Raw genomic sequence first — 12,456 nt, 5'->3', positions numbered from 1 at the left:
GTCAGTCCTGCTCAGTCGCGATGGCGTAGAGGTCACGTCCGGCGAGCACCTCGCGCCCGCCGAGACCGTCCAGCTCGAGGACGAGTCCAAGACCCGCCACGACGTATCCGGCGCGCTCGATGAGCCTGACCGCTGCGGAACAGCTGCCGCCCGTCGCGAGGACGTCGTCGAGGATCAGCACACGGGTGCCCTGCGGCAACTGACCGGTGCGCAGTTCGAGCGCGGCCGCACCGTATTCGAGGCCGTAGTCCTCGTGCAGCACCTCGCCTGGCAGCTTGCCTGCCTTCCGGATCGGGACGAGCCGCGTGTGCGTCGCGTAGGCGAGCGCGGAAGCCAGCAGGAAGCCGCGAGCCTCGACACCGGCCACGGCATCGAAGGTGCCCTCGAACCGCGCACCGAAGTCGTCGATGATCGCCCGGAACGCGTCCGCATCCGCGAAGACGGGGGTGAGATCGCGGAAGAGGATGCCCGGCTTCGGGAAGTCCTCGATCTCGGCCGTCAGATGGGCGACGTGTTCGGCGGCTGTTGTTGGCATGCTGTCTCCGTGGACGATGTGGTGGGCCGGGTCCGCGGTCCGGACCCAGAGTTCACCCCTCGAAGCGCGGCCTGAGCCTGCGCCTCGAGGGGTGCGGTTGGGGTGTGCTACTTGACGCCCAGGAGGTCGATCACGAACACGAGGGTCTGACCGGACAGCTGGTGTCCTGAACCGGCGGGGCCGTAGGCCAGCTCGGGCGGGACGATGAGCTTGCGACGGCCGCCGACCTTCATGCCCGGGATGCCGTGCTGCCAACCGGAGATGAGGTTGCGGAGGGGGAAGTTGATCGACTGTCCGCGGCTCCACGAGGAGTCGAATTCCTCGCCGGAGTCGTAGTCGACTCCGAGGTAGTGCACGTCGACGGTCGACGAGCCCTGCGCCTCGTCGCCCTCGCCGATGAAGATGTCCTCGATGACGAGCTCGGTGGGTGCGGGGCCCTCCGGGGCGTCGACTTCTGGCTTGGTCCGTGATGAATCTGTCATATGTCCATCCAAGCAGTTTCGTGGGGGCTCGTCTGCACGATTTCGCTCTCCGCGTGCGGTTTCCGCGACGTGTGTCGTGCGGATTCGCGACCATTCGGCTCGATCGGCGACGACCGGCTCTTGTGTCGATGCCGTGCGTGGGGCATCCTTGAGGCAGAACTCGTCGCCCGGGAGACTCGCAGGCACTGCCGCAGCACCGGGCGATGAGTCTGTGCAGGGGCTGCGGTACCGCCCTCCGCCCGGGTCAGCGACCGGCGAGCAATTGCCGTCGAAGCGCCGTGATCGATTCGAGCAGTTCGGTCTCGCGCCGTCGATCGGCGGCGCGATCGCGTCCGGCCAGGATCCGCTGCCGGCAGAACGCGAGCCTCGTGGCCTCCACGATGAACCGCTGCATCGCCCGCTCGGCCACTCGCGATGTCGACCGCGCCCACGCCTTCGCGCCGCGTCGGCCGTCCCCGGTGGAGATCATCGCGACCTCCCCCGGGGTGAACCAGCCGCCCGCAGCATACTCGGCGAGGCGATCCGCCGTCACCCGGATCTCTGCGCGCCGCAGCATCACGATGACGCCGATCCACAGCGCGAAGATGGGGACCTCGAGCAGGACGTACACGGCAGGGAAGGCGAACCAGCCGGGCAGCAGATTCCAGAGCGCGTGCAGGAAGACGGCGACCCCGAGGCCGGCGAAGAACGGGCCGAGAGCGGCGACGCCCCTGTGCCGTCTGGCGGCGAAGCCAAGGGCCAGCCCGGTGCACGCGGTGAACGTCACGTGCGCGAACGGGGAGACGATCCCGCGCAGGATGAACGTCTGGGCGAGCAGCCCTCCGCCGCCGTCCGCGAGCGCCAGACCGAAGTATTGGATGTTCTCGCTGAACGCGAATCCGGCGGCGATCACCGCCCCGTACACGAGGCCGTCCACAGGACCGTCGAACTGACTGCGGGCGGCGTAGAACAGGATCAGCAGGCCAATGCCCTTCGCCAGCTCCTCCACAACGGGCGCCTGCACGCCGTACTGCAGGACGTCGGAGGGCTGGACGCCGACGAGCAGCACCGAGACCTGCACCGTGAGGTCGACGACGAGGGCGATCGCGACCGATGCCGTCGCACCCCACAGGAACGCGAGCACCAGGGCGAGTCGTGGTTCCGGCTCCCAGCGGTCGATCCAACGGACCGCGAGGAGCACGATCGCGAGCGGGATGAGCGCCAGGACGAACCCGATCGCGAGCCCGCCGGTGCCGAGCGCAGACACGAAGTAGGCACCGACGGCCAGACCGACGAGGACGAGGACTCCGAGCGCGACCCACGCGAGCACGGCGGAGACGCTGATGGATCTCGACGGCACGGTGTGTGGGATGGCGGCATGCCGCGCGTGCACTCGCGCTGGGGCCTCGGTGGCAGCTGGACCGTACACCTGACCGGGAGCGAAGACCGGCTGTGGTTGCTGCCTGGGCTGCTGCGGCTCGTGCTGCCTGGGCTGCTGCGGCTGGTGCTGCGGCGGCTCCGGCGGCGGTGTGGTCATGCCTCAAGCGTAAATGGGACGCAGCAGGTCCCCGACCGTCCGGGCGGTTCCACCCACCCGGCGACCTGCTGCGATACCGTGGGTGAGTGAAGTTCGCACACTTTGTCGCCACCGACCGTCCAGCAGCATCCGATGCCGCCCACCGCGCAACAGCTGACGTCCGGCTCGCGGTCGTGGACGACACCGGTGCCCACTTCCTCGACGAGCTCCTCGACGACGCCCCCAGGGACCTGCAGGAACTCATCGAACGCGGTCCGGCGGAACTCGAGCGGGTGCGCAGCCATGTCGGCAACGCGCGCACCGGTGGCATCACAGGCGAGCCGATCGACACGCTTGTGCACGCATCGGCGGTCCTACGTCCGCCGACCATCCTGGCTGTCGGCCTCAACTACTCCGCGCACTCGACGGAGCTCAACCTCAAGACCGACAACGCGCCCACTATCTTCGGACTGTGGGCCAACTCGCTCACGGGGCACGGCGCCACCACGACCTGGCCTGCCGAGATCAGCGAGCAGGTCGACTACGAGGCCGAGCTGGGTGTCGTCATCGGCAAGCGTGCGGTCGACGTGGCATCGGAGGACGCCCTCGACTACGTGTTCGGCTACACCGTCGTCAATGACATCACGGCACGGAACGTGCAGTATTCGGAGGCGCAGTGGTCGAGGTGCAAATCGTTCGACGGTTTCACCCCGACCGGACCGGTCGTGGTCACGGCCGATGAGATCCAGGACCCGCAGGATCTGCACATCTCCACCGTCCTCGACGGTGTGACGCTGCAGGATTCCTCGACGAGCCACATGGTGCGCAGCGTCGCGACGCTCATCGAGCACCTGTCCGGCTCTGCGACGCTGCTGCCCGGCACGCTCATCTCGACCGGAAGCCCTGGTGGTGCAGGCTACTCGCGCGATCCGCAGGTGTTCCTGACCGACGGCGCCACCGTCACCGTCGCGGTCGAGGGCATCGGCCGGCTCACGACGCACTGCCGCGTCACGGTCTAGCCGCACGGCGCCGGCCTCGCACTCACCGACCCCGCACTCACCGGCCTCGCACTCACCGACCGTTCACAACTCAGGAGCGCCTCGGCGTGTCGACCCGCGCTCACGCGAAGTCCGGGCAACACGCCGAAGGCGCTCCTGAATTGCGAACAGCCTCCGGCTGGCTAGATGCGCTGGTCGGTGTGGCCGGTGTGCCCGATGGGGTCGGGCAACGGCAGGTCGATGATCGGGATCGCCGAAGTGATCGCCTCGATGCCGGACAGACGCGCGGGCGAGAGCTGCTTCGTCACTTCCTCACGCGTCATGAGCTTGGCCTCGACCACGAGGTCGGCGACGTTGCGTCCCGTCAGGAGCGCCGTCTTCGCGAGCGCAGCAGCCGACTGGTAGCCGATGAACGGGGTCAGCGCCGTGATCACCCCGACCGATGCCCCCACCATCACCCCGAGGCGCTCCTCGTTGGCGGTGATGCCGTCGATGCAGTTGACACGAAGCGTGCGGCAGGCCTGCGCCATCCAGGTGATGCTCTGCAAGAGGGAGTGCGCGATGACCGGCTCGAAGGCGTTGAGCTGCAACTGCCCGGCCTCGGCGGCCATCGTCACCGTCATGTCGGCGCCCACCACGCTGAATGCGACCTGGTTGACGACCTCCGGGATGACGGGGTTGACCTTGCCCGGCATGATGCTCGACCCCGCCTGACGGGGCGGCAGGTTGATCTCGCCGAGCCCCGCCTGCGGACCGCTCGACAGGAGTCGGAGGTCGTTGCAGATCTTGGAGAGCTTGATGGCGCTGCGCTTGAGCGTGCCGCTGAACGACATAAACCCGCCGGCGTCGCTCGTCGACTCGATGAGGTCTGGCGCAGTGGTGAGGGACAGCCCCGTGATCTCGTTGAGGTGCCGGACGACGGCAGCCGCGTATCGAGGATCGGCCGTGATGCCCGTGCCGATGGCCGTCGCGCCGAGGTTCACCTCGGCCAGGAGCCACAGCGTCTCGTGGAGTCGGTCGTAGTCCTCGTTGAGGGTGGTGGCGAAGCCGTGGAACTCCTGTCCGAGCGTCATCGGGACGGCGTCCTGCAACTGCGTCCGGCCCACCTTGAGCACGTGCGCGAACTCGACTGCCTTGGCGCTGCACGAGTCGCGGAGCGCACCCAACTCCGCGAGGAGGAACTGCAAGGAGAACGCGAGCGCGATCTTGATCGAGGTCGGGTAGACGTCGTTGGTGCTCTGCGAGCGGTTCGTGTCGTCGATCGGGTGGAGGAAGGCGTAGTCGCCCTTCTGCCGTCCGGCGATCTCGAGCGCGACGTTCGTGATGATCTCGTTCGCGTTCATGTTGGTGGAGGTTCCTGCGCCGCCCTGGATGACGCCGACGATGAACTCGTCGTGGAACTCCCCGTCGATGATGCGCTGGCATGCGGCATCGATGAGGTCGGCCTTCTGCCCGCTGAGCACACCGATCTCCGCATTTGCCCGCGCCGCAGCCTGCTTGACGCTCGCGATCGCGACGATCAGGTCCGGGTAGACCGAGATAGGACGCTTCGTGATCGGGAAGTTGTCGAGCGCCCGCTGGGTGTGGATGCCCCAGTACGCCTCGGCCGGGATCTCCATCGATCCGAGTGAATCGGATTCGGTCCGGGTCTGTCCGGGCGTTGTGGTGGTCCGATCCTGCATGGTGGTGTCTCCGATGGCTTCGCTGACTGAGGTGGTGTTGAGGTGGTCGGCTCGATGTCGGATGCTGATCGGCGGCTGAACCGCGATCGGGATGGTGCTGGTCACAAGGGCTCCATTGCCGGTTGCTGTGCGGGTGAGGTCCTCCAACTGTATCCCCGGGCCTGAACGTATCGCCTGAGAATGTCTGGGATACGAGACGCGAATCCCGGCCGATGGGGCGACACTTTCGCGCGACACGCAACAAGTTAGCTGGGTGCCCGACTTCATAAGGGTGCAAACGGACATAGGATGACCGGACAACAGGACCCCGAAGCAGGACAAGGACACGATCACATGTCGACCATCTACGACGTCGCTGCGCTCGCCGAAGTCTCCCCGGCGACCGTCTCGCGCGTGTTCAACGGCTCGCCCGTCTCCGCAGCGAAGATCGAGCGGGTCAGGGATGCAGCAGACCAGCTCTCCTACACACCGAACCGCACGGCTCGAACGCTCCGCAAGCAGACGTCGGAGATCATCGCACTCGTGATCCCCGACATCGAGAACCCGTTCTTCACCGCGCTCGCTCGCGGCGTCGAGGACGCGGCGAGGTGCGAGGGGTACTCGGTGGTCCTCTGCAACACCGATGACGACCTCGATCGCGAAGCCCAGTACCTCGAGATCGCGGCACTCGAACACATGGCGGGGGTCATCATCGGACCCGCGGGCGCCGAGACCGATCTCGGACCCATCAGCCGGCGTTCGACCGCTGTCGTCGCCGTGGACCGCGCGGTCGCCGGCATCGACGTCGACACGGTCGTCTTCGACAACGTCGGTGCGGGGCGCACGGCGACAGAGGCGCTCATCGGTCGTGGGTTCCGGCGCATCGCATGCATCACCGGCCCACAGGACATCTGGACGGCCACGGAGCGCGCAGCCGGGTGGCGGGACGCCCTCTGCACGGCCGGGCTGGAGATCGACGAATCGTTGCTCGTCCACACCGACTTCCGCGTCGGCGGCGGACGAGCTGCCCTCGAAGGATTGCTCGCCCTGCCGTCGCCGCCAGACGCCGTCTTCGTCACCAACAACCTCATGGCCGTCGGTGTGGTCGAAGCGTTGCGCAGCCGTGGACTCGATCCGTCGGCGGTCGGCATCGCCGTGTTCGGTGACCTGCCGTTCACCTCCACTGCTCCCCCTGGCGTCTCCGTCGTCAGCGTCGCGGCCCGTGAGCTCGGCTCACTCGCCGCCGCGCTGCTCCTCGATCGGATGCGCGGCGATGCCGGACCGGCGAGGACTCGGGTGGTCGAGGCGGTCCTATCGCCGTCCTGGTCGGACGGCGTGCCCGTCTGAGCCGGCGGATCCCACCTGGTCGCGTCAGCGTTTCCGGGAGAACGCCTCCAAGCGCTCCTCCGGTGTGAGCGCCGCCATCCGTTCGACGAACTCCGCACTGAACGTCGCCGCGGTCTGGTGGTCGCCGAGCGGGACCACCGAATGCGTGATGCCGTCCTCGTACACGTGGACGAGGTTGAAGGACTGTCCGCCGAACATCCCGTTGACCTCGTACGGCGGAAGCGACAGGTTCATCGAGTAGCACGTCGCACTCGCGACCGAAACGGGGATGCCGGCGAAGGTGCCGCTCGTGGAGTAGTGCAGGTGGCCGCCCAGAATGGCGCGGACGTCGCTGCCGCGGAGCACCTCGGCGAACCTGTCCTGCTCGCGCAGTTCGAGGATGTCGAAGAACGGCATTGGCGACGGCACAGGCGGGTGGTGCATGGCGACGATCGTGCCGAGCGGGGCCGGGGTGGCGAGGATCGAACGCAGCCAGTCGAGCTGTGCATCGGTGAGTTCGCCGTGGTGCCAGCCGGGGACGGTCGAGTCAAGACCGATGAGCCTCAGTCCACCGAAGTCCCAGACGCCGTCGATCGGCTCATCGGATGCGGCGAGACCGAGCAACTCCGTGCGCATCACTGCACGTTCGTCATGGTTGCCCATCAGCCAGACGATGGGCGCGCCGATGCGGGCGGCCGCCGGCTCGACGTGCGCACGCAGCCGACGGTAGGCGTCGGGTTCGCCGAGGTCGGTGAGGTCGCCCGTGAAGACGAGCGCGTCCGGGACGATCCCCATCCGCTCCACCTGGTCGAGCGCCTGCAGGAGATTCGCCTCGACGTCGAGTGCGTCGTAGAGGCGCTTGCCGTCTGCGAGGAGGTGCGGATCGCTCAGGTGGACGATGACGCGCGATGCCGGTGCGTACTGGCCGAACCGGACGGTGCTGCGGGTGTTCTCGTTCGCGGCGGCGTTCTCCGCCTCGTTCCCAGCCTTGTTCACAGCCTCGTTCCCAGTCATGTTCCGAGTCTACGAGTCCCGCCCCGATGGCGCCTCGCCCGGGAACGACGAAACCTCCGTCCTCGTGCGGGAGACCTCGATGGACGCTGGTCCGCACGAGAACGGAGGTTTCAAGCGTTGCGGCGAGGAGCGCCGAAGGCTATCCGACGCCGAACTATCCGACGCCGAGCAGGTGCTCGATCGGGCCGCGTGCGAAGTAGATCAGGAATCCGGCCGCGACGATCCACAGCAGCGGGCTGATCTGCTTGGCCTTGCCGGACAGCGAGCGGATGACGACCCAGGCGATGAAGCCCGTGCCGATGCCGTTCGCGATCGAGTAGGTCAGCGGCATCACGACGATCGTGAGGAACACCGGCAGCGACGCGGAGAAGTCGGTCCAGTCGATGTCCTTGATCTGGGCCATCATCATCGTTCCGACGATCACAAGCACGGAACCGGCGACCTCGGACGGCACGATCTGCGTCAGCGGCGTGAAGAACATCGCGAGCAGGAACAGGACACCGGTCACGATGTTCGCGAGGCCAGTGCGGGCGCCCTCGCCGATGCCGGCGCCGGACTCGACGAAGACGGTGTTGGAGGAGCCGGACGCGACACCACCGGCGACGGCGCCGATGCCCTCGACGACGAGCGCCGACTTCAGGCGGGGGAAGTCGCCCTTCGCATCCGCGACGCCGGCCTCCTTGGACAGACCCGTCATGGTACCCATCGCGTCGAAGAAGTTCGTGAACACGAGAGTGAAGACGAGCATAAGGCCGGCGAGGACACCGATGCGCTCGAAGCCGCCGAACGAGAACTGACCGAGGAGGCTGAGGTCCGGGATGCTCGCGATCTGCGTCGGGAGCCCCGGAACGCTGAGGTTCCAACCGCCGGGGTTCTCGCCGCCGTTGGAGGGGCCGACCTTGAAGATCGCCTCGGCGATGATCGCGATGACCGTGCTCACCACGATGCCGATGAGCAGCGCGCCCTTGACCTTGCGTGCGACGAGCACACCGGTGATGAGCAGCGAGATGATGAAGACGACCGTCGGCACGGAGGCGATGGAGCCGTTGATGCCGAGACCCACGGGCGGCGAACCGACGCCGGTGGAGCGCACGAAGCCGGCGTCCACGAAGCCGATGAACGCGATGAAGAGGCCGATGCCGACCGTGATCGCGACCTTCAGCTGCAGCGGGACTGCACCGAAGATCATGGCGCGCAGACCTGTGGCGGCCAGCAGGACGATGATCAGACCGTTGATGACGACGAGACCCATCGCCTCGGCCCAGGTGACCTGGCCGACGACGCTCACCGCGAGGAAGGAGTTGATGCCGAGGCCCGCCGCGAAGGCGAACGGCAAGCGGGCGACGAGACCGAAGAGGATCGTCATCACGCCGGCGGTGAGGGCCGTGACCGCCGCGACCTGCGGGAAGCCGAGGCTGCCGCCGGTGACGTCCTGCGAACCGCTCAGGATGATGGGGTTGAGGATCACGATGTACGCCATCGCCACGAAGGTGACGAGACCGCCGCGCACCTCGGTACCGACGGTGGAGCCGCGCTTGGTGATCTCGAAGAAGCGGTCGAGGCGCTGCTTGAAGCCTCTCGCGTCGCTTGGGGCGGTACCGGTATCGGTCGGATCGGTGGGGGTCGTTGTCACGAAGGCCTCCGGGCAGGGTCGCGGGTGATCGCGGATGGGTGCGGGTGGGGCTCGACTGGCACTCTTCGACGACGACGGCGCGGCGTACCGGGCGAATACACAGCTTACTGTGGGATGGGCCCGCAATGCGCATCAAAGCGTGAGGGTGCTCTCCAGTGGTGCTGGACCCCTCGTCCATTCGCTACGATCGGCTGAGCCCGAGCCAGAGCCCGGCCACACACCACCGACCCAACTGAATCGAGGAATCCATGGCGTTGCCCTGGACACTGCACGGAGACGGCAAAGCCGTCGGAGCCAACGAAGTCGTCGCCCCTGGTGCGCGGCTGACCTGGCCGCGGACTATCGGTCTCGGCATGCAGCACGTCGTCGCGATGTTCGGCGCCACGTTCCTCGTGCCCGTGCTCACCGGGTTCCCGCCCACGACGACGCTGTTCTTCTCCGGTATCGGTACACTGCTCTTCCTCCTGATCACGAAGAACCGCCTCCCCAGCTACCTGGGTTCGTCGTTCGCCTTCATCGCGCCGATCACGGCGGCGGTTGCCAGCGAGGGCATGGGCGGAGCACTCTTCGGCGTGCTCGCCGTCGGTGTCCTGCTCGCGCTCGTCGGCGTCATCGTGCAGCTGACCGGAACCGGTTGGATCGATGCGCTGATGCCGCCCGTCGTCGCCGGCGCGATCGTCGCGCTGATCGGCTTCAATCTGGCTCCGGCAGCGAAGAACAACTTCGTACAGGCGCCGCTGACGGCGATCATCACCCTCGCCGCCGTCATCCTGTCCACGGTCCTGTTCCGCGGGATCCTCGGTCGCCTGTCGATCGTGATCGGTGTCGTCGTCGGCTACATCGCCGCGGTGATCTCCGGCGAGGTGAAGTTCGAGGCCGTCGAGAAGGCGGCCTGGATCGGTCTGCCCGAGTTCCACCTGGCCGGCAACCCGTTCGCGAACCCGGCGCTCTGGGGCGTCCTGCCCGCGTTCCTGCCCGTTGTGCTCGTGCTCATCGCCGAGAACGTCGGTCACATCCGCGGTGTCGCCCAGATGACCGACCCCTCCGTCAACAAGCTCACCGGTCGTGCACTGCTGTCCGATGGCGTCGCGACGGTGCTCGCCGGGTTCGGCGGCGGTTCGGGCACAACGACCTACGGCGAGAACATCGGCGTGATGGCGGCGACGCGCGTCTACTCCACGGCCGCCTACTGGGTCGCCGGCATCTTCGCGGTGCTGCTCGGCCTCTCCCCCAAGGTCGGCGCCGTCATCAACACGATTCCGGCCGGTGTCCTCGGTGGTGTGACGACCGCCCTCTACGGTCTCATCGGCATCATCGGTGTGAAGATCTGGCTCGACAACAAGGTCGACTTCTCGAAGCCCGTCAACCAGTTCACCGCTGCGACGGCGCTCATCATCGGCATCGCCGACTACACCTGGGTCACCGGGGGCGGTGTGAGCTTCAACGGCATCGCGCTCGGCACGATCGCCGCGATCGTCATCTACCACCTGATGACGCTCATCGCCCGCTGGCGCAAGACCGCTTAGGCGACTCCCGCCCCACAACCCGGCCCGCGAGGGGTCGCATACGCACAGTCAGACACCCTGACAACTGGCCGTATGCGACCCCTCGCGGGCTTCGTGTTGTGAGGAGGCGGGACGGCCAGGGGCCGAGGGGGTCAGCGGTGGAAGAGCGGCACAATCAGGTAGATGCCGAAGAGCACCGCGGCCCCGCACAGGACGAAGCAGGCGTAGGCGCCGTACCGGGCGAGGAGCTTCTGCGAATCCGTCAGAGGGTTCTTCCTGGCAGCCTTCGCAGCACGTTTCGCAGCTCGCTCCGCCTCCTCCGGTGTGATCACGGTGATGGCGTCGGTGAACTCGGCCGGCGTCACAACAGGCACCCGGCCGGCGGTGGTCAGCAGACGAAGTCCGAACGAGTAGAGGCTGACCACGGCGGTCGCAGCGACGAGCGACGTGACGGCGACGATGAGGAACGCACCCCAATCGATCATTTCTTCACCTTCTTGGGCTTCGGGTTGCGCTTGATCTTGACGGCCTTGCCCGACGCGGCGACCTCACTCACGACGTTGTGGTGGCTCACCTCGTTGCGGCGGGAGATGATGAAGATCGTGAGGATGACGCCGACGCCGACGACGGCGTCGATGATGATGCCCCAGATGCCGAGGTGGGCGACGGCCGCAGCGAGGGCGCCGACGATGCCGGCGGCCGGAAGCGTCATGAGCCAGCCGAGACCGATGCGGCCGGCGGTTCCCCAACGCACCTTCGAACCACGACGGCCGAGGCCGGAGCCGATGACGGAGCCGGAGGCGACCTGCGTGGTCGAGAGCGCGAAGCCGAGGTGGCTGGACGCGAGGATCGTGGCCGCGGTGCTCGTCTCGGCTGCGAAGCCCTGAGCCGGCTTGACGTCCGTCAGGCCCGTGCCGATCGTCTTGATGATGCGCCAGCCGCCCATGTAAGTGCCGAGGGCGATCGCCAACGCGCAGACGATGATGACCCACAGCTCCGGGCCGGTGCCGACAGCCTGGAATCCGACGGCGATGAACGTGAGCGTGATGACGCCCATCGTCTTCTGCGCATCGTTCGTTCCGTGCGCGAGGGCGACGAGGGAGGAGGAGAAGATCTGCGCGTAGCGGAAGCCGTCCCGGCCGTCCGGCTTGCCGTCGTATCGTCTCGTGATCGCGTAGGCGAGCTTCGTCGCCGCATACGCGACGAGACCGGCGACGACCGGTGCGACGAGCGCGGGCAGGATGACCTTCGACAGCACAACGCCGAAGTCGATCGCGTTGAGCCCGGCACCGACGATGGCCGCGCCGATGAGCCCGCCGAACAGCGCATGGCTTGAGCTGGACGGCAGACCGAGCAGCCAGGTCAGCATGTTCCACACGATCGCGCCGATGAGCCCGGCGAAGATGAGCTCCGGACCGATCTGGATCCCGCCCTGCCCCTCACGGATCAGGCCGCCCGAGATGGTCTTCGCCACCTCGGTGGACAGGAACGCACCGACGAGGTTGAGGATCGCGGCGAGGAGCACGGCCGTCTTGGGCTTCAGCGCGCCGGTCGCGATGGGCGTCGCCATCGCATTCGCCGTGTCATGGAACCCATTGGTGAAATCGAAGAACAGAGCCAGTGCGATGACCAGCACGACAGTCAGGGTAACGAATTCCACTGGCGTCTTTCTCTGAGGCGGGCACTTCAGGCACACTCGTCCCTCGGCGAAAGATTCAGAGGGGATTCATGTGGAGGATGACGACGGTTAACCCGCCGTACACGATACTTACACCCCCTCGCGCCGAGGTCAACTTGATGGTTGCGC

Annotated in this window: 11 protein-coding genes; 3 read left to right on the top strand and 8 right to left on the bottom strand. The window is 67.1% G+C overall.

Annotated elements, in window-relative coordinates; all coding sequences use genetic code 11:
- Position 1: 1 nt before the first annotated feature.
- From ACL9RL_RS16085 to ACL9RL_RS16075, 3 genes are all read right to left on the bottom strand, one after another.
- Entirely contained in the window at positions 2-535 is a 534-nt protein-coding gene (locus tag ACL9RL_RS16085) for an adenine phosphoribosyltransferase (RefSeq protein WP_422781289.1), read from the bottom strand.
- 107 nt (positions 536-642) lie between these two features.
- Positions 643-1,017, bottom strand: a complete 375-nt coding sequence (locus ACL9RL_RS16080; RefSeq protein WP_422781288.1) for an FKBP-type peptidyl-prolyl cis-trans isomerase — start codon at positions 1,015-1,017, stop codon at positions 643-645.
- A gap of 244 nt (positions 1,018-1,261) precedes the next feature.
- Positions 1,262-2,533: a PrsW family intramembrane metalloprotease gene (locus ACL9RL_RS16075; RefSeq protein WP_422781287.1), complete on the bottom strand. Its 1,272-nt coding sequence runs from the start codon at positions 2,531-2,533 to the stop codon at positions 1,262-1,264.
- Positions 2,534-2,619: 86 nt separating this feature from the next.
- On the opposite strand from ACL9RL_RS16075, the gene ACL9RL_RS16070 reads away from it, so the two are divergent.
- Positions 2,620-3,531 carry a fumarylacetoacetate hydrolase family protein gene (locus ACL9RL_RS16070; RefSeq protein ID WP_422781286.1) on the top strand — a complete coding sequence of 304 codons (912 nt, stop codon included), beginning with the start codon at positions 2,620-2,622 and terminating at the stop codon, positions 3,529-3,531.
- 161 nt (positions 3,532-3,692) lie between these two features.
- On the opposite strand, the gene ACL9RL_RS16065 is transcribed toward ACL9RL_RS16070, so the two are convergent.
- Positions 3,693-5,192 carry an aspartate ammonia-lyase gene (locus ACL9RL_RS16065; protein ID WP_422781399.1) on the bottom strand — a complete coding sequence of 500 codons (1,500 nt, stop codon included), beginning with the start codon at positions 5,190-5,192 and terminating at the stop codon, positions 3,693-3,695.
- Between the two features lie 333 nt (positions 5,193-5,525).
- On the opposite strand from ACL9RL_RS16065, the gene ACL9RL_RS16060 reads away from it, so the two are divergent.
- The gene (locus ACL9RL_RS16060) at positions 5,526-6,518 is read left to right on the top strand and encodes a LacI family DNA-binding transcriptional regulator (protein ID WP_422781285.1); all 993 of its coding nucleotides are present in this window, start codon (positions 5,526-5,528) and stop codon (positions 6,516-6,518) included.
- A gap of 24 nt (positions 6,519-6,542) precedes the next feature.
- Here the strand turns inward: ACL9RL_RS16060 and ACL9RL_RS16055 are convergent, their stop codons facing one another.
- Together ACL9RL_RS16055 and ACL9RL_RS16050 are read right to left on the bottom strand one after the other, a co-directional pair.
- Complete coding sequence (locus ACL9RL_RS16055; protein WP_422781284.1) at positions 6,543-7,511, bottom strand: phosphodiesterase; 969 nt, start codon at positions 7,509-7,511, stop codon at positions 6,543-6,545.
- Between the two features lie 154 nt (positions 7,512-7,665).
- Positions 7,666-9,144: an NCS2 family permease gene (locus ACL9RL_RS16050; RefSeq protein WP_422781283.1), complete on the bottom strand. Its 1,479-nt coding sequence runs from the start codon at positions 9,142-9,144 to the stop codon at positions 7,666-7,668.
- A gap of 248 nt (positions 9,145-9,392) precedes the next feature.
- Between ACL9RL_RS16050 and ACL9RL_RS16045 the strand changes: the two genes are divergently transcribed.
- Positions 9,393-10,670 carry a uracil-xanthine permease family protein gene (locus ACL9RL_RS16045; protein ID WP_422781282.1) on the top strand — a complete coding sequence of 426 codons (1,278 nt, stop codon included), beginning with the start codon at positions 9,393-9,395 and terminating at the stop codon, positions 10,668-10,670.
- Positions 10,671-10,801: 131 nt separating this feature from the next.
- Here the strand turns inward: ACL9RL_RS16045 and ACL9RL_RS16040 are convergent, their stop codons facing one another.
- Together ACL9RL_RS16040 and ACL9RL_RS16035 are read right to left on the bottom strand one after the other, a co-directional pair.
- Positions 10,802-11,134: a peptidase gene (locus ACL9RL_RS16040; protein ID WP_422781281.1), complete on the bottom strand. Its 333-nt coding sequence runs from the start codon at positions 11,132-11,134 to the stop codon at positions 10,802-10,804.
- Positions 11,131-12,285 carry an inorganic phosphate transporter gene (locus ACL9RL_RS16035; protein ID WP_422781280.1) on the bottom strand — a complete coding sequence of 385 codons (1,155 nt, stop codon included), beginning with the start codon at positions 12,283-12,285 and terminating at the stop codon, positions 11,131-11,133. The genes ACL9RL_RS16040 and ACL9RL_RS16035 overlap by 4 nt, the downstream gene beginning before the upstream one ends.
- Positions 12,286-12,456: the final 171 nt, after the last annotated feature.

Origin of the sequence: Plantibacter sp. Mn2098, assembly GCF_049319745.1 — a bacterium.
In the GTDB taxonomy this organism is placed as follows: Bacteria; Actinomycetota; Actinomycetes; order Actinomycetales; family Microbacteriaceae; genus Plantibacter.
Note: the sequence above shows the minus strand (reverse complement) of the source record. Positions and strands in the feature narration are given on the sequence as shown.